13 protein-coding genes and 2 tRNA genes are annotated in these 19,060 nt (G+C 32.7%); 7 read left to right on the forward strand and 8 right to left on the reverse strand.

From position 1 onward, the window contains the following. Positions 1–55: 55 nt before the first annotated feature. The 5 genes from LNQ81_RS07755 to mce all read right to left on the reverse strand — a co-directional run bounded on the left by LNQ81_RS07755 (position 56) and on the right by mce (position 2,091). Positions 56–343 carry a helix-turn-helix transcriptional regulator gene (locus LNQ81_RS07755; RefSeq protein WP_006257446.1) on the reverse strand — a complete coding sequence of 96 codons (288 nt, stop codon included), beginning with the start codon at positions 341–343 and terminating at the stop codon, positions 56–58. Positions 344–434: 91 nt separating this feature from the next. Further along, positions 435–1,259 (reverse strand): hypothetical protein, encoded by an 825-nt coding sequence (locus LNQ81_RS07760; protein ID WP_006257445.1) that lies wholly within the window; start codon positions 1,257–1,259, stop codon positions 435–437. A gap of 186 nt (positions 1,260–1,445) precedes the next feature. Then, positions 1,446–1,519: transfer RNA gene (locus LNQ81_RS07765), tRNA-Ile, on the reverse strand. A 24-nt stretch (positions 1,520–1,543) separates the two neighbouring features. After that, a tRNA-Ile gene (locus tag LNQ81_RS07770) sits at positions 1,544–1,620 on the reverse strand. Between the two features lie 69 nt (positions 1,621–1,689). Then, positions 1,690–2,091, reverse strand: a complete 402-nt coding sequence (gene mce, locus LNQ81_RS07775; RefSeq protein ID WP_229945648.1) for a methylmalonyl-CoA epimerase — start codon at positions 2,089–2,091, stop codon at positions 1,690–1,692. Positions 2,092–2,161: 70 nt separating this feature from the next. Here mce and rbfA point away from each other — a divergent pair, with 70 nt between their 5' ends. From rbfA to LNQ81_RS07805, 6 genes are all read left to right on the forward strand, one after another. Next, the gene (rbfA, locus tag LNQ81_RS07780; protein WP_229945649.1) at positions 2,162–2,554 is read left to right on the forward strand and encodes a 30S ribosome-binding factor RbfA; all 393 of its coding nucleotides are present in this window, start codon (positions 2,162–2,164) and stop codon (positions 2,552–2,554) included. A 1-nt stretch (position 2,555) separates the two neighbouring features. Further along, the gene (locus tag LNQ81_RS07785; protein WP_229945651.1) at positions 2,556–3,761 is read left to right on the forward strand and encodes an ABC transporter permease; all 1,206 of its coding nucleotides are present in this window, start codon (positions 2,556–2,558) and stop codon (positions 3,759–3,761) included. A gap of 507 nt (positions 3,762–4,268) precedes the next feature. After that, complete coding sequence (locus tag LNQ81_RS07790) at positions 4,269–6,794, forward strand: tetratricopeptide repeat protein (protein WP_229945653.1); 2,526 nt, start codon at positions 4,269–4,271, stop codon at positions 6,792–6,794. Continuing rightward, a complete protein-coding gene (locus tag LNQ81_RS07795) occupies positions 6,794–8,572 on the forward strand; it encodes an HSP90 family protein (RefSeq protein ID WP_121966985.1) in 1,779 nt (592 codons plus the stop codon). Before LNQ81_RS07790 ends, LNQ81_RS07795 begins: the two co-directional genes overlap by 1 nt. Before the next feature lie 3 nt (positions 8,573–8,575). Continuing rightward, positions 8,576–9,655: a hypothetical protein gene (locus LNQ81_RS07800; RefSeq protein WP_229945655.1), complete on the forward strand. Its 1,080-nt coding sequence runs from the start codon at positions 8,576–8,578 to the stop codon at positions 9,653–9,655. Between the two features lie 2 nt (positions 9,656–9,657). Next, a complete protein-coding gene (locus LNQ81_RS07805) occupies positions 9,658–10,719 on the forward strand; it encodes a hypothetical protein (RefSeq protein ID WP_229945656.1) in 1,062 nt (353 codons plus the stop codon). A 531-nt stretch (positions 10,720–11,250) separates the two neighbouring features. On the opposite strand, the gene LNQ81_RS07810 is transcribed toward LNQ81_RS07805, so the two are convergent. Beyond that, on the reverse strand, positions 11,251–12,396 hold the full coding sequence (locus LNQ81_RS07810; protein WP_418887949.1) for a hypothetical protein: 1,146 nt from the start codon (positions 12,394–12,396) through the stop codon (positions 11,251–11,253). Positions 12,397–12,792: 396 nt separating this feature from the next. On the opposite strand from LNQ81_RS07810, the gene LNQ81_RS07815 reads away from it, so the two are divergent. Next, positions 12,793–13,794: a 2-hydroxyacid dehydrogenase gene (locus tag LNQ81_RS07815; protein ID WP_229945663.1), complete on the forward strand. Its 1,002-nt coding sequence runs from the start codon at positions 12,793–12,795 to the stop codon at positions 13,792–13,794. A 96-nt stretch (positions 13,795–13,890) separates the two neighbouring features. On the opposite strand, the gene LNQ81_RS07820 is transcribed toward LNQ81_RS07815, so the two are convergent. Together LNQ81_RS07820 and LNQ81_RS07825 are read right to left on the reverse strand one after the other, a co-directional pair. Beyond that, complete coding sequence (locus tag LNQ81_RS07820) at positions 13,891–16,260, reverse strand: outer membrane beta-barrel family protein (protein ID WP_229945664.1); 2,370 nt, start codon at positions 16,258–16,260, stop codon at positions 13,891–13,893. A 20-nt stretch (positions 16,261–16,280) separates the two neighbouring features. After that, positions 16,281–18,662: an outer membrane beta-barrel family protein gene (locus tag LNQ81_RS07825; protein WP_229945665.1), complete on the reverse strand. Its 2,382-nt coding sequence runs from the start codon at positions 18,660–18,662 to the stop codon at positions 16,281–16,283. Positions 18,663–19,060 lie beyond the last annotated feature (398 nt).

The raw sequence follows: 19,060 nt of genomic DNA on the forward strand, positions 1-19,060 counted from the left end.
TTCTTTTGTTATCGAAATAGTTATTTAAGCATTGATAGTAGGGCTATCAATGCTTTTATTTTTTTAACTGTTTTGAAAATTGTGATAGAACTTCTTGGTCGGTAAAGACTCTATATTGTTTAATCCACTCAATTATCTCAAGGCGGTCAAAGAATAAAGTGCCGTTTGTGGGTTTGTGATGAGGAATTAAGTTTTTAGAAGTTAACTTATGAATAGTACTGTCTGAAAAGCCAGTATAAGCCATCAAATCTTTAATAGTGAAGATTTCTTTTTGAAACTGATTACCTTTAGTAATCATTAGCTTGATCTCGTTAAGCTCTTGAATGATTTTTAGCGTTGTCATAATAAATGTTTTTTGGATTATGACGCTAAACTATTGTAATGAAGCTACTTGAAATGGTTGTTTGTCGGTGAACCGACATTTAATTTTAGTCTTAGGACAGTTTTTTAGATAACTGACTTTTTACATTTTCTAAGATTTTAGCATAAGTTTCTTTATGAGCGTTTGTAATTAACTTTCTACTCTTTTTACTTATTGAATCATACTTTATGGTACAATAGTTTTCTAAGGTTGCATATTGAAAGTAGCGACAACTTTCTTTAAGGTTGGTTTTGTGTAAAGTAAATAACTCTACAAAAGGTATAAAGAAAGCTTCTAAGAACATGGCGCAATGTTGTGATTGAAGTTCTAACTTAATAAAAGAATTAGGATTATCTGTTTTTTTGCTAATACAAGATCCTATGACTTTTTTAAAATCTTGAATTGTTGTGTCATCATTAATAATTTCTTTCTTTAATTCATGCAAGGTTTCTTTGATTAGAGTCTCATGTGTTGTGCTAAAAACAAATACATTGTCTTTTTTTTGCTCTTGCTTCTTTTTACAGGGAGTTGTATTATAAATTGTAATTGTTTTTTTAGAAGGAAGTGTTAGTAGATATTCTTTAGAATTTTTAAATGATTTAAAAGATTCTTTATATATCAAACTTAGATGACTAATTAAAAATATGTTCTGCCCTTTGTAAAAATTAATTGCAGCACTTAATAATAATATTGAGTAAATCAATGCAGTTAAAGGCAAAAGGGTATACCATTTAGATATACTATAAAAATAGGGTAATTGGAAAGTGGATGTTACCAGGGATATAATTGGTAATAATGCGGCAGTTATATAGGTGAACTTCTTGGAAAGAGTTACAGAGCCTAACTTTTCTAACTTTTGGTGAAAGAAAAAAAACGGAGTTTCAATAATAGTATTCATAGTGTCTTGTTGTTGGTTAGTAATAAAAGTACTAAAAATATAACTAACTGCAAGAAAATGAAAACTTTACTATCTTTATGGGGTAAAACAAATTGTTGTACTTTTGTTGTACTGATGAAAAAAAAGGTGAAAAAAGGGCAAAAAAAAAGCACCTATTTTACAATAGATGCTTCTCTGAAATTTTAGTGGTCCCACCTGGGCTCGAACCAGGGACTTACTGATTATGAGTCAGTTACTCTAACCAGCTGAGTTATAGGACCGCTCATTTTGAGCGAAAAATTTCGTGGTGGTCCCACCTGGGCTCGAACCAGGGACTTGCTGATTATGAGTCAGCTACTCTAACCAGCTGAGTTATAGGACCAGTTAAATCGTGTTTAACGGGTGCAATATTATGGTATTTTATTGGTACTTGCAAGAAAATTAAGTGAAATTATTTAATTTCTTGACACAATTCTATTAGTACTCCATTTGTGCTTTTAGGGTGTAAGAAGGCAACTAATTTATTATCAGCACCTTTTTTGGGAGTTTCGTTTAATACAGTGAATCCTTCGGCTATTAATCTTTTTATCTCAGCCTCGATGTCTTCTACATCAAAAGCGATATGATGAATACCTTCACCTTTCTTTTCGATGAACATTGCTATTGGGCTATCAGGATTAGTCGCTTCTAAAAGTTCTATTTTATTAGGGCCATTCATGAAGAAAGAAGTTTTTACTCCTTCACTTTCTACGGCTTCTTCTTTATAAGCAGGGGCTCCGAATAATTTTTCGAATAAAGAGTTAGAAGCCTCAAGGTCTTTAACAGCGATACCGATGTGTTCTATTTTGCGCATTTCTTAGTGTTTTTTGGTTGTGTAACAAAGATAAAAAAGTTTACTATTTAAAAAATTGTATTTTTGCACCATGGAAACTAATAGACAAAAGAAGATGGGAGCCCTATTGCAAAAAGATATCGTAGATATCTTGCAAGGAGAGGTGCGCAAGAACGGGATAACTAACCTAGTTATTTCGGTTTCTAAAGTGAATATTACTAGTGATTTATCAGTAGCAAGAGTGTACTTAAGTATATTCCCTATTGATAAAGGGAAAGAACTACTAGAAGGTATTAAATCAAATGCTCCACTTATTAAACACGAATTATCACAACGAGTAAAACACCAAATGAGAAAGGTGCCAGACTTGATGTTTTATGTGGATGACAGTTTAGAGTATATCGACCAAATCGACCAAGCACTTAAACGAGAGGAGAACCCAATCCTTAATCGTGATTTATTAGAAAAGAGAAAGAAAAAATAGATTGAAGTTTTCCCTATACATAGCCAAACGTTATGCCTTTAGTAAAAGTAAAAGTAAGGCAATTAACGTCATTACAGCAATAGCCTCTGTGGGTATTGTAGTTAGTGCTATGGCTATGTTTATTGTTTTGTCAGTATTTAGTGGATTGAAATCATATAGCCTTTCATTTGTTGATGATTTAGATCCTGACTTGAAGGTTTTTACTCCTGTAGGTAAAAGTTTTGTTGTGGAAGACAAACAAATTTTAGATCTAGAAGAATCAGGTCTTTTTGTTGGTGTTGCTAAGGTTGTAGAAGATAGACTGTTATTCACATTTAAGGATAAGCAAGCTGTATCTATAATAAAAGGAGTGGATTCTGATTTTACGAATGTTACAGATTTTGATGAAAAAATAGAATACGGAACTTGGTTAGAACCAGATACTGATGAAGCTGTTGTAGGTGTAGGGATGTCGTATTTATTATCTATGGGACTTTTTGATACTGAAAATGCTTTTGAAGCAGTAGCATTAAAACCAGGTAAAGGAACTATCGAGAATCCTGAAGAAGCTTTTCTAAAAAAGCATTTGTGGCCTACAGGTGTTTATGTGCTAAGTAATGATGATTTAGATAACAAATATGTATTTGTTGACATTGATAATGCAAGAGAGCTATTGAGTATCCCTTTTAATGAGGTAACAAATATTGAATTAGCATTGGCAGAAGGAGTTTCAGAGGCTAAGGCAGTTCAAAAAATAAACGATGTCTTAGGAGATCAATACATTATTAAGAATAAAACACAATTAAATGATGGGCTTTATCGTATGCTTAATATGGAGAACCTAGTTGTCTATTTAATATTTGTGTTAGTAGTTATTATGGCGTTATTCACTTTAGTAGGAGCAATGATTATGATTATCCTTGAAAAACAGCCAAATATTAAAACGCTGAATCAAATCGGCGTTCCTGTAAGTGATCTTCGCAAGATATTCTTATTTCAAGGAATGATTATCTGTGTAGTAGGGAGTCTTATAGGGTTAATTCTGGGAGTGGCTTTTGTCTCATTACAAGTTGCTTTTGGATTTATTTCTATTCGCGAAGGTTTAGCCTATCCAGTATCTTTTAACTGGGTAAATATTTTCGTAGTATTTAGTTCTATAGTTGTTTTGGGGCTATTAGCGTCTCTTATATCTTCTTCTAGGGTAAATACTAATTATTTAAAATTATAAGCACAACAGTGTTGTTGTGTTTAATACACTTCTTTTATTACTAACTAGTTATAATATGGCTTTTTGTTTTTATATGAAAAAGCTTTAAGGACTAGTTATGATTCGTTTCTATCTAAGCCAGGTGCAAAATGCTTATCCAATTCGTAAGGTATTATTGCTCAAATAGGCTATTATAGCAAGTATTATGCTCGTATTTGGCAAGAAATACGTAAAAAAGGTGATAGTGTCGCTGTTACTTATTCTTAGTTCATGGAAATAGTTGACAAATTGTGAGGCTCTATCGGTGTATTTATGCATTAATTGTGAGTTATTTATTCAGTTCAAGTTTTTCGTTTGTTTTTAACTTCAAAGTGTTTTTTTTTGGAATATTATTAGTATTTTAATTAACTAAATGCGGATGGTATAGTGTTGTTTTAAGAATATCTTATCAATATTGTTATTTGCCATTTCCTTACATTTGTGTTTAATCGAACAAAAACTAAAAGTAAGATTGTTAAAAAGATAGTTATGAAACAATTCAATCAAGAATATTTAAGTTATGTAAGTGAGTATGCTAATGATGGTAAGTCTATTACAGAGCATGCAGAAGAGTTTATAAATAAAAATGACTACAATAATCCTCACCAATGGTATAGGGCGCATGCTGTATGTATGTTAGCTGAGCAGGTAGGAAAGAATAATGAAATCATAAAGGCATTATATAATCAACTTAATGAAGATTCTAACTGTATGCACAGTAGTATGAGCTTAAATGATCAAGACTATGAGGCATGGTTTACAGATGTGAAGGCATTGAATGAAATCTTTATTGAACGTGGATATGCAGCAGCATACGCTTATCAGTATGAGTTGTTTATCAATTCAAGATATGGATATAGAGATGAGGAAAGAGCTGCTAAATTCTTAAGTATAGGGCTGGCACTAGGAGATGATTTATGTAAATGCTATACAGGATATGCAATGTACTATGGTACTAATGGATATGAGAAAAACGAAGAAGAAGCTATAGCATTAATAGAATCAGCATCACATGGTAAGAGAGCTAATATCGCTAATTTATTCTTACTTAATATAGAGTTTAGAAGATGTGAGTCAGCAGAAGAAGGAAAGAATGTGTTAGCGAAGTATGACGATCTGATTAATAACCAAAAACGTGGTTTATATATATTAGCAGATTACTATTTAAGAGAGGATGATAATGAGAAAGCAGAAGCTGCATTAAAAGATGGTGTCGCTAATAATAGTGCATATAGTAAATATCTACTAGGAATGATGGCGTGTAATGGTCGTTTTGAAGGACTAGGATATACGGAAGACCAAGGTAGAGAATTACTTGCTGACGCTTATGATTATGGTATAGCACATGCTGGATATGTATTAGGATATTCTTATTTCTATCCACGTACTGAAGGGGTAGAGTCTAATTACAACAAGGGTATTGAAATGTTTGATAACGCAATTTCATATTACTCGAATGAAGCTACTTTAGAGCTTGCTATTATTTATTTATATAATACAGATTATAAAGATATCGCTGAGGGAATAAGTTTATTAGACAGGGGTATAGAGTATGGATATGATAGAGCGATGTCTGAGAAAGGTTTTGTTTTATTAGATTCTGAAGAGGTAGAGCGAAATGTAGTAGAGGCTAAGTCTTTATTAGAGCAAGCAATGGCGCTGGGTAATGATTATGCTCCTTATCGATTAGGATTAGGATATCAAAATGCAGAGTTCGAAGAAGAGTCTGATTATGAGAAAGCGTTGTATTTATTTGAACTTGCAGCTGAGCGTAATAATGCTTCAGGTGTCGAGGTTGCAGGACGTTACTATCGTTTTGGGTATGCAGGAGAACCTAATTTAGAAAAAGCAATAATGTATTACGAGAAAGGTATCGAATACTTTAACTCTAACTACTGTAAAGTAGAGATGGCGATGTTATTAGAACGCGGTGAAGGTGTAGAGCAAGATGTACCTGCTGCAGTGACTCTATATGAAGAGGCTTTAAACGATGGGTATATTTATGCGGCTATTCGCTTAGGAATGATCTATGAGGATGGTACATTAGGAGAAGCAGATTATGATAAAGCTAGATCTTATATCGAGATAGCAGCAGAACAAGATATGTCTGAAGGAGTATATAACTTAGCTCGTTTTTATAAATATGGAGTGGGTGGAGATGTAAACTTACAGAAGTCATTTGCATTGTTTACTAAAGCGCTTGAACTAGGTTTCATAGATGCTAATGTGGATATTGCTTTGTTTTATGAAGAAGGAATAGATGGTGGAGAACCAGATTATGAAAAAGCATTTGAATATATGATGCAAGGTGCTGAAGCTGGATTTAACTATGCTCAGTATAAAATAGGGGTATATTATTCTTATGGATACTTAGCCGAAACAGATGTGGTACAAGGAAAAGAATGGTTTGAGAAATCTGTAGAAAATGGCTCTCCTTTAGGGATGCTTTCTCTTGGTGACTACTATTTATATGGATATGGAGAAGAAAAAGAGTATGATAAGGCATTCGAATATTATATGATGGCAGAAGAGAGGAATTACGTATCTGAGGGATTAGGTATCTGTTACCAGTTCGGATTAGGGGTAGAGACAGATGATGTTAAAGCATTTCATTATTATAAACTAGCAGCAGATAGACAGTATGATTCAGCTATATTCCGCTTAGGATTATGTTATTTCTATGGCAATGGTACGGAAAGAGATTTAGTAGAGGCTTTCTTCTATTTAAAACAAGTAGCAGATAGAGGAAATATGGAGGCTGTAGGATATGTAGGGGCGATGTTAGTAAAAGGAGAAGGTACTGAGAAGGATGCCGAGTATGGAGTAAGTTATTTATTGCAAGCAGCTGAAGCAGGTTTAGATATGGCTCAATACGAATTAGCAAACTGCTATTTAAAAGGAGAAGGAGTTCCTCAAAGTGATGAATCAGCAATGCAATGGTATCAACAGGCAGCTGAAAATGGAAATGAGGATGCACAGAAGATCGTAGGAGGTCCTCGTAAAAGAAGAAGATAATGGAAAATCAGAAACAATACCAGTTTCAAGTTAATATGAAGGGAATGATAGAGTTGTTGTCAGAGCATATTTATAGCTCACCAACAGTATTCGTCAGAGAACTTCTACAAAATGGAATGGATGCAGTAACGGTTCGCAAAGGAATCGACGAAAGCTTCAAAGGAAAAATAGATATTACATTTGAAGGAGAACGCCTTATCTTTAAAGATAATGGCGTGGGTCTTACTCAAGATGATGTACATCAGTTTTTATCTGTGATCGGGCAGAGTTCTAAACGCGGAGAATTAGCAGATAAAGATTTGATCGGTAAGTTCGGTATAGGCTTACTATCTTGTCTAGTGGTGAGTGAAGCAATCGTAGTGGAATCTAGATCACTGTATAAAGATGAATCTGTAAGATGGACAGGTAGAGCCGATGGTACGTATGATGTAGAGATCATACCGCTATTAGATGAGGTGGGCACTAAAGTGATTTTAGATGCTAAGAAGGCTTGGCGCAGTTTGTTTAAGCGTGATGAAGTAAAGCAAAATGTATTATTCTATGGAAGTGCATTACCAATCGAAGTCAACTTAATAGAGAACGGAGTGGTAGAGCAATGCTTAGATGGCAATCCCGTTTGGTTAGATACTAATAGTTCTAAAGAAGAGTTATTGGCGTATGGTAAGGATGTGTTTAAGACTAAGTTCTTAGACGCATTTAGACTTTATTCTGAAGCAGGTGAGATACAAGGGGTAGCTTATATTATTCCTAATAAAGTGAATACTACAGCTACTAAGGAGCACAAGATATTCCTGAAGAAGATGTATTTATGTGATCAGGCGACTAATCTATTGCCTGAGTGGACTTCTTTTGTGCGTTGTATATTTAATTCGAATGGATTACAGCCTACTGCTTCTCGCGAATCACTTATGAACAATACTGTTCTTCAGGAAGCGAAGAAAGAGCTAAGTGAATGTTTTAAAGACTACTTAAAGACATTGTCTATTACTAATCCAGAAGTGTTAGAGCAGATTATCAGTATTCACCATATGTTTATTAAAGCATTAGCTGCTTCTGATAATGAGATTATGACAATGTTCGAAGACTATTTGCCATTTGAGACCAATCATGGTATGATGGCATTCGGAGAGATTAAGAGTTCATATAAGAATATATATTATACACCATCTTTAGATGATTATAGACAGATACGCCGTATCGCAGGTTCTCAGAATAAGCTAGTGATTAACGCTGCTTATAGCTATGAGACAGATTTAATTGAGAAGTTAAAGCGATCTCATACAGAGTTGAGTTTAGAGCGCATTGCTCCTAATGATATCTTAGAAGAGTTTGAAGATGCGATAGATGATAGTCAACGTATCGATAGCTTTATAGAGAAGGCTAATAAAATACTGAAGAGAAACTTCTGTAGAGCTGAGGTGAAGAGGTTCGAACCTAAGGATACTACAGCTATTTATATAGCGAATGAGGATGCTTTGACTTCTAAGAATATTCAGAGTTTATCACAGACAGCTAATCCATTCGCGAGTACATTACAACACTTTAAAAAGAAAGAGGAAGTAATGCCTACACTGTGTTTTAATCAACAGAGTGAGTTAGTAGAGAAGGTGATGCTGATAGATGATGAAGAGTTGTTTGAGGCTTTGATTAATGTTGTGTATGTACAGGCGCTAATGTTAGGTGGATATACAATCAATAAGAAAGAAATGGATATTTTTAATGATGCACTATATCAGTTTATGATATTAGGGATGTCTAATTTCTTACCTAAGTTTTAATAAATGATGTACCGTTTAGAGATACAAAGATTACTGTTACAAATTGACGAGAATATAGAGGATGCAGAGTTATGTATGAGCTTAATACGTCAAGGTATACAGATAGCTGATAAGAATAACGATTTAGAATGGGGAGTAGACTTAAGATATAGTTTAATACACGAAGAGCGCGCTACCTCTAGTTGTGGTGAGAGTGTAATGGCTTTTGCTTGGATATTAAATCTGTGTGATCAATACCCTGAGAGATTTGATGAATCAGAGTTCTTGTTAGAATATGAATGGATGCTTTGTTCTGCTTATAGTAATGCAGCTCTTTCTACAGAACAAATTCAAGCTATTGCTGATGATTTGTATTTGAGATTAGATAGAAATCAGATTACTAAAAGAGGATATTACTTCACTATGGCGGAGTATGTGCAGAACTTAGGAGATTATCAAAAAGGAGAGGAGTACATTAAACTTGCTATGCAGGAACCTTTTGACGAGGAGAATGTAGAGATTATGGAGTATGATTATCGCATTGAGAATCTAGTCTTAATGAAGAGATTTGATGAAGCGATTATTTTAATGGAGCAAGTAGAATTAAAGAAGTTGAGAAACTTCGCATTACCTTTTGAGACATATTGTGCGATGGGATATTGCATGGCTAAAGCTAATGATGCTAGAGCGCAAATATATTTAGATAAAGCTAAAGCTTCTTTTGAAACTTTAAAAGAGGTCAATAGTTCGATGCTTTATAGTATGGTTCGTTTTATGTATACGATGTATGCGTTAGAAGATGATTTGCTATGGGAGACTTTTGAGCGCATTGCTGATTGGGAGATAGGGGCAGAGGATGATTTACACTTTATGTTGACTAGACACGCTGCTATTATTTGTTCAAAAATTAAAACAAAAGAACTAAAGCTATCTCCACGAGTAGCATATTATGAGCCTAATGGCATTTATGATATGAATAAGTTGTTTGTTTATTTTGATACTAAAGCGACAGAGCTAGGGCACAGATTCGATGCGCGAAATGGCAGTGATTTCTGTTCAAAAAAATATATGGAATTAAAAGTTATGAATGGTATAATAGTATAGATATGAATTATAATCTAGAGATACAGAAAATACTACTTAAAGTAGAGGAATTACCTAGTTTTACAGACAAAGTAAAGGCTTTAAAAGAGGCCATTGGCATTGCTGATAAACACAATGATTTGGATTGGGGATTTGATCTGAGATTGACGTTAATTCAAAAAGAGAGAAATACTTCTAAGTGTGAAGAGAGTTTTCCAGCATTTGCATGGATATTAAATGCGAGTGACTCTAATGAGGATTACTTTGATGAATCTGAGTTCTTATGGGAGTATAAATGGATGTACTGTTCTGCTTATCGCAATGCGGCTATTTCAACGGAACAGATTAAAGAAATAGGGGATGACTTACGAAGACGTCTTAAAAAGAACGGATATAGTGATCGAGCTTATTATAATGTAGTGACTGGATATGCACTTCATTTAAGGGATTATGGGTTAGCTCAGAAGTATATAGAGTTGGCAGATGCTGAGATTGTAGATGATATGGCTAACTGTCCTGCTTGTGAGTTAGACACTAAAGTGGAGACATTACTTGATTTAGGGTTTATTGATGAATCATTGATTAAAGCACAAGATCTAATCAATAAGAAACTTACTTGCTATTCTATGCCGTTTCAAACATTCTGTAGCTTTGCTAATAAATTATATGATGAAGGAGATGATAGAGCGAGTATATACTTTGAGAAAGCATTAGAAGAATACCATGCTCACGATCAATATGATAGTTCTGTAGGCTATTCTATGGGGCAATTAGTATCATATATGTATAAGACTAATTATCCTGAAGTCTGGACATTCTTTAGCCGTGTAGCTGAATGGCAAATAGGAGCAGAGGATGTGCATATTTATAACTTTGCTAAGGTTATGGGACCTTTATTTAAAGAAGCGGGACAAATAGAATTAAACCTATCACCACTATTGCCTTATTATCGAGAGTCAGGTGTGTATCAAAAAGCTGATTTGTATGCTTATTTTAAAGAAACGGCTTATGAGTATGCAGCGCGTTTCGATATGCGTAATAACAACACTAATTTTAAACAAGAAGTAGATAAGGTTTTGAGTTAAAGATCTTGTCTTTTAAATACAAGATAACAAGATAGCTAGAGCAAGGACTACTTTATGTAGTTCTTGCTTTTTTTGTGTTTTTAATTCAAAATCCTTTTTTATCAATCTCTATTAGTAATGTTTCGGTGTTGTTTTGTATGCATAAAGATGTTGTTTCTTTCTTATTAAGATATGTTTTGAAGAAAAACTATTGAACACTAATATTCAATATTTTACAAAGACATATTGTAGTAATTGAAGATTTTGTCACACCTTTGTTTTTTGCTGTAATTTTATATTTATAAAGTCAAGATGACTTTATTTTAAAACAATGATCTAGAGTATTGGCCTAAAGAAAATGAAAGAATATTGGTATTCAATACCTTGAAAACAAACCAATTATTTTATTAAACCCTTCTGAGTTATCTTAACTTTATTTGCTCCATAGAATTGACATACCTACCATTAATTGTGTTGTTCAGTCTCCCATGACTTTTAATGTTGTAGTATATGGAATTTTAGAAAATCAAGATAACTTCATTTGATAAAAGCTTAAAATAAACTGATTTGACCAGCTTGCTCATTATCGATTACTTTTTTTTCTTTTTTCTTTTTTGACTTATTATCATTATCTACTGGATCGGCTTCTACAATTTCTAAATCAAATATTTCTATTTGCATAACATCTCTTGAAGTAGGTGGGGTATCTCCTATAGTTGCTGGTGCGTTAACTAAGTCTGAGGCTTCTACATTGATTCCTGTTTTTGCAATAGAGAATAATTCATTGTATTTAGGATTGCTAAAAGCAACTTTTTCGCCTGTAATTTTGCCTTCCTTTGTTTCGATACCATCTTCTGTCGTTATTCTTTCCCAATCAAGTTTAGGTTGACTATTAGGAATATTAGTTGAGAATAAATCACTTTCAGTATCGTATATTGTTTCTTGAGTAGGAAAATGTTCTATAGAAGTAACACTCTCTTCTAAGATAATCTCTTGTTCTCTCGTAATAGCTATTTTTTCAATCGCTTCTTGTTTCATACTTTCTGTCTCATCAATCGAAATTAGAGTTTCAGAACCTATGTTGGAATGATTAATAGAATCTTCTGTGTTAAGAACAGGTTCGATTTCTTTAATTTCTTTTGTTATCTCAAGAGAATCTTCATCAATCTGCTCACCAGCAAAAGCTTCTGTAAAATCAAAAAGAATAGGAATCTCAATTTGTTCAATATTGTGACTACTTTCTATTTCTTCTACTATTAATTTTGTGTTTATTTGACCATTATTACCTTCTTCTGTATGGATATCATCTAATATTTCTTCATCTATAATAGTAATATCTTCCTCTTTAGCGAAGATGTCTAATTTAGTATTAAGTTCAGTAATGAGTCTTTTTATCTTTTTAATATGTAGATTCTCATTGAATAATTGTTTTTCGTAGACTGCATCTAGCAGTTTGAATAATGAGTATGCTTCGTGATATTTTAAAACTAAAGAATGTTTTTTATTATGGTCTAATATGGATACCTGTTTTTGTATTGTTTTGGCTTTGTCTTCTAACTTATAGATTAAATCTTCTTTGATGCTTATTAGAAGGGCATCAGTTACATTTTCTACAACATAATCATCTGTATGTTTAACCATTTTTATGACAGTAAGTAGAACGTCGTTATTTAATTTAAGTTGAATTTTTGCAATCATTATACTAGCGAAAAGGCTTATTTTATTAGGGTTAGAGAAAGAACACAAAATAATGAAAAAATATTGTAAGTACTAAGCGTTTAATTGAAAATATTATTTGGAAAAGGATATGATTATGGATGCTTACAATATGGTGTAGAACAACTATAAATAATAGACATAAAAAAGGTTTGATTGTTTGCTAAACGCACTTTATTTACAAAGTTTATATAGTGTGAATAACGAGATTTAGAAGATTTGGCACTAAATATTAGAGATTTGTATGATTATTGTAAAATTCTGGACGAAAGGAAGTCGCATATTGTGTTAAAGCGAGTTTTTATCCGTAACTTTAATAAGTGAAATCAGTTTAGCTGATTTTGGAAATTAAGAATAATAATGTAAAACAAGTAAGATATGAAAATTGCTTTTTTTTCAACACAACCTTATGATGTAACTTTCTTTAATAAAGAGAACAAACAATTTGGTTTTGAATTTGAATACTTTGAAACAGGTTTAGATGAACAAACAGTAAACATTATCACAGAAGGTACAGAAGTTGTCTGTGTGTTTGTTAATGATAAGGTAGATGCTGAGGTGATAGAAAGCCTTGTGGCTAAGAAGGTAAAGTATATTGCACTTCGTTGTGCAGGATTTAATAATGTAGATTTAGAAGCAGCACATAAGCACAATATAAAAGTATGTCGTGTACCTGTTTATTCTCCAGAAGCTGTTGCTGAACATACTCTTGCGATGTTATTTACAATTAATAGAAAAATACACAAAGCATATAATCGTGTGAGAGAGCAGAACTTCTCTTTGAATGGATTATTGGGTACAAATATTTATAAGAAAACAGTTGGTATTATTGGTACTGGTAATATTGGAGCGGTATTCTGTCGAATGATGAAAGCGTTAGGTACTGAGGTGCTAGCATACGATATCTATAAAAATGAAGATTTGCTTAAAGATGATATTGTGCGTTATGTAGAGTTAGATGAGTTATTCTCTAAATCTGATATCATATCACTACACTGTCCATTGACTCCAGAGACACTTCATATCATTAACGAAGAGAATATCAATAAAATGAAAGACGGCGTGATGTTGATTAATACAAGTAGAGGTAAGTTGATTGATACGCATGCTGTTATACAAGCTTTGAGAAGTAAGAAGATCGGAGCATTGGGAATTGATGTGTATGAACAAGAAGAAAAAGTATTCTTTAGAGATCTCTCAGGTACAATTTTAGAAGATGAACGATTACAATTGTTAACATCTTTTCCAAATGTGCTAGTAACTGCTCACCAAGCTTTCTTTACAGATGAAGCTTTATCTCAGATCGCTTATGTGACTTTAGACAATGTTAAGCAATTCAAGGCGAATAATAAGATAGAAGGCAGAAATGCAGAATTATAAGATAAGAGAGAGTACTTAGGTACTCTTTTTTTATTAAAAACTAAAGGCTAGTATTGAAGAGATACTAGCCTTTTCGTAATAATTGAATTTAACTAACTAATTGCTTCTATTTTTGTCTTCGAAGTTTGCTTCTTTTATTGCTTTTTTGTTTTTAGAGTTACCGAATGTGTATGATGCACTAATACTGAATCTACGTGAATTCCATGAGTTACTGAATGTTTGTAAATTGTCTTTGTAATATGAAGTACCTCTACTTTTTCCGGTATTAAAAATATCTTGCATATTTATATTAATATTTAGCTTTTTGTCTAGTAATGCTAGTTTGGCTCCTAATGTTAATGAACTGTAAGAACCATATTTTGTATTATCTTCTTTATGTGGTATTTGGTGATACCAGTTAAGCAATAGTTTTAAGGTCTTTGAACTATTTACAGAGAATGTATTCTGTGAATAGTAATCAAATAGGTTTCCTTTTAGACCTATTTGTGTAGCCTCAGCATTTCTATAGTATGGAGAAGATAGGATGTATTCTAATCCTGTATTTGTTTCCCACCAAGCTGTTATTGCATTGTTATAAGAGATATCGATACCATAGTTATCACTGTTCAACATATTATATGTCGAACTCATGAATACACCATCTACGTACTTATTCATATAATCAAATTGATCAGTCATATGATAGTAATTAAGATTAACTGATAATGCACCATTAAATACGTAGCTTAATTCATAGTTATTTGTATAAGAGGGGTTTAGTTCTGGATTACCTTGATGATACGTATAACTATTAGAATAATACTTAAACGGGTTTAAAACATTAGAATATGGTCTGTTAATACGTTTAGAGTAATTAAAACTAAATGAGTGTGTCTCGTTAGGGGTAAACGATATATAGGCAGTAGGGAACCATTTACCATAAGATTTTGTAAATTGTTCATTCGTGTCTAATAGATCGCCTTTAGCTTCTGTCTGCTCATAACGCATTCCTCCTTTAACGTTCCATTTATAAGAAAGTTTTTTAGTTAAACTTACATATCCTGCGTAGTTATCTTCTGTATAGGTAAAGCGGTTACTCCTACGAGGATCTAATAAAGTATTCCCCTCCTTTATATTAAAATAGATTACTTGAGCTTTATTGTCATAAGTAGTGTATTTTGCCCCAAATTCTATCTCAGCCCAAGGTAAGTGATAGTTTAAGTCTGCATTTATACTATATACATTATATTTAAGCGTGTTGGTATAAGTATTATACCTATTAAGAATTGAGTTTGCATCATATTCTTTAATATCGAATGATTGATCAGGTGAATTAGAAAAATAGTTTGCACCAATAGCTATTTTACTCCCTAGTGTATCTAGTTTCTGATCAAAGAAGAGATTCGCTGTATGATAGTTATTTTTAGTATAAGATTGGTTGACTGAATTAATAATAGAATCAGTTTCTGCAAATGGATAACTTTTATAAGTAGAAGTTGTAAATGCTCTCGGATCACCAGAGAATTTAGTATAATTATATGAACCACCTATAACAGCATTGTCTGTTAACTGATAGTTAGTTGTTATACTAGCTCCTCTATTTTTATAAGAAGATTCATTTAAAGATTTATTGCCTAAGTATCTCTTGTCATCTAGATAAGTGTTATCATTTGTGTTGGCATTATTACTATTATTTATATTGCCTTTTAGCATCACACTCCATTTCTTGTTCTGATAGTTTAAGCTACCATTACCACCGCCAGAGTTATAGTTGTTATGTGAGTAGTTAGAACTTACAGTTCCATACACTCCCATGCGTTTATTCTTTTTTAAGATAATATTGATAATACCTGCATTTCCACTCGCTTCATATTTAGCAGAGGGAGTTGTTATTACTTCTATTTTTTCGATATCATCAGAGCGCAGTGTACGCAGATAGTTTGTTAGTGCATCACCTTGCAGTTCTAACATTCTATCATCTACCATGATACGTACATTGTTTTTCCCGCTGATACTGATTTTATCGTTTTGTACTTTGACCATAGGAGTAGTAGCTAATGCTTCTAGCGCATCCATTCCTTGTGAAGCCACACTATTAGCTGTATTGTACACGAGCCTATCTACTTTTCGCTCTACTAATCTCTTTTCAGCAGTTAATACAATCTCGTCTAACTGTTGTTCATTCTTGATTTGAATGTTCTTAAGATCAATATTGCTATTTATTGTTAGCTTCTGTTCATTCACTAGATTACCTAAGTAATAGACTTTTAATATATAATCTCCATGTATTACATGTTCTATGACGAATAACCCAGTCTCATCAGTAAAACTCTGTTTTACAAAAGTTTCATCAAACTGTAGTAACTGTATTTCAGCATAGTCCACAGGCTTACTCGTTTGGTCTAGCACAGTCCCCTTTATAGAAGACTGTGGTAGTATAATCTGACTACACAGGATCGTTAATAGTAATGTAAATAGTTTTTTCATCGTTAGTTAGTTGTATTGTATTATTTTCTGTTTCTTTCTTCAGTATTACCACCTTGGTGATCTCTTACTTTAATCTTACTATTTCCGAATGAGTAGCTAACACCTATGTTTATATAGCGTTGGTCATAGTAGTTATAATATTCTTGACGTATATTATTTGTATTTGTAGTAGCTGTATGCGAACCAGTCTTTAATATGTCATTAGCATATATTGATAGGTTTAGCTTTTTATCTAGCATAGCGTATTTCATTCCTAAGTTTAATGCATAAACTTGAGTTATTTCCCATATACCCATTTTTACACTCGGTTGGTACCAGAAGTCTATTTGAGCGGTCCATGTTTTAGACGTATTTAAGTTTAATGTATTATTAGTTGAGAAGTAATATCCCCCTCCACTATTCATATCTAAGTTCACATCTTTGCTAAGTTTAGATTCTGCATAGAATACATAGATACCACTTTGAGATTGTAACCAAGGGAAAGTATTAAATGTGTAGCTTAAATTAGCACTATATCTAGTAGGATTTGCTACGTTATCTCGTAGGTAAAGCGTTTTATTATTAGCCACATCTATTACAGGATACTGAGTAAAGCTGTCTTTTGTATCTGAGTATGATACACTGAAGTCAAGTTTTCCTTTGTAATTATAGTTAAACTCTACTTTATCTGTAAAAGCTGGAGTGATAGAAGGGTTTCCTTGTGCTACACTGTACTCTGTGATATACCATTTAAAAGGATTTAATTCCCAAAATGCCGGTCTAGAGATACGTCTGTTATAGTTAATAGAGAATGTGTTGTCATCATTCATTTTATATGCTATATATACTGTAGGGAATAGCTTGGTATAGTTTTTCTTATTCTCTGTATCATAAACTACAGAAGTACCTGTAGTCTGAGTGTTCTCTAATCTTAATCCTAACTGTACTGTCCATTTATCATTAAATTCTCTAGACGCATTTAAGTACAGTGCTTGTGTATTCTCTTTATATTCGAAGTTGTCTTTTTGTTTTAAGTCTTCTATGGCTACTCCTGATGAGTAGTCAACGAAGTTTGTTTTATTTTTTGTTACTACGAAACTCGCTTTTGCACCATATGATAATTTAGCCCATTTTAGTGGTTGTTCAAAGTCTATTTTAGTACTGAAGTTTTCTATTTTTTGATCTCCTGTGGACTCAGCTATAAACAGCTTGTTAATAGAGTTATCAACAGCCTCTGTTTTTGTGTTGAAAAGTCTCTCTTTGTTGTTTACATATTTAAAATAATCTACATCTGCAGTGAATTTAGTTCCTAGAGTATCAATCTTATGCATAAAATTTATGTTAGCTGAATGTGTGTTATCAACTCCGTCGTTTTTAGCTTGACTTCTGATATATTTTACAGGGTTATCAACAAGGTTATTAACAGTTATAAGTCCTCCATCATCAAATTTAGGACTTCCGCTCCCTCCATTATACTGACCACCCATAGAAGTCTTTTCTGTCAGTTGATAGTCAACTTGGAAATTACCAGAGATATAGTCGTTATTGTTATAACGAGTATTCTCACCATTCCAAATCTCAGTAGGGTAGTATACTTTAGAATTTTCTACAACATTATAGCCTCCTTTACTACCAGTTACCCCAGCTTTAATAGATACTTTATCTTTGTTATAACTAAAACTATTACTTAATCTAAACAAATTCTTAGTACTTTGTTTATACCCAGCACTGATTTGATTACTCCATGCATCAGGTAACGCTTCTTTCAGTACAATGTTAATAAGCCCACTGTCTCCCTCTGCCTCATATTTAGCAGGTGGAGTAGTGATTACCTCTATCTTTTTGATATTGTCAGAAGGGATGCTCTTTAAGTACTGTAGTAATTGTTCACCAGATAGTTGAACTAGTTTATCATTGATCATTACACGCACACCACTTTTACCTACTATAGAGATTGTTTCATTGTCTACTTTAAGGCTAGGTGTTAGTTTTAATAAATCTACAGCATCGTTATTCGTAGCGTGTACAGAGTTCTCGATATTGAATACTGTACGGTCTACTTTTCGTTCAAATACTTTTTTTGTCGATTCTACTACTATTTCATCTAGTTTAGTATCTTGTTCTATAGATAATACCCCTAGATCTAGATCTTTGTTAACTTCTATATTTTTATCATACGCTTTAACACCATAGCTATGGATTTGGAAAGAGTATGTATTATTAGCTATATCGTGTATCTCGAATGAACCGTTTTCATTGGTAAGAGCAGACTGTACTAAGTTTCCATTAGTATCTATTAGATAAACCTCTGCTAAGTCTACAGGAGTTTTATCTGCTGCTTGTACTATACCTTTTATATTATTTTGAGCACTTACGCTTAAAGCTGTTAAGAATAATGCAGTTGTTATAAATAGTGCTTTCATTGTTATCATTACTTTGTTAGTTGTAAGTGATAATTCTATTTGCGTGCCAATTAAAATTAAAAGATGTAAATCATTGTTTTACAGATGTTTATGTATATGTAAAAAAAAGATCTGTTCGATATTGAACAGTGTTTTTTATAAAAATGAACAATATTGAAAAATAGGGAGGTATAGAAATAAAAAAAAACTGCTTGGGGAAAGCAGTTTTCTAAGACTAGTTTATATGACTAATTATATTCAAATCGAAGTTATAATCATTTTGAGCTAGACTTGGCTTGTTGTTTATGAAAATTTGTAGAACAAAATTAAGTAATATTTTGATATGTTTTACTTTATACGTAGAAAAGTGGTACTTTTGTTTAAGAATTAAATTGAAATTTAGTAGTTTAGAAGAATGT

The sequence above is a fragment of the Myroides oncorhynchi genome (assembly GCF_020905415.1).
Taxonomy (GTDB): Bacteria; Bacteroidota; Bacteroidia; order Flavobacteriales; family Flavobacteriaceae; genus Flavobacterium; species Flavobacterium oncorhynchi_A.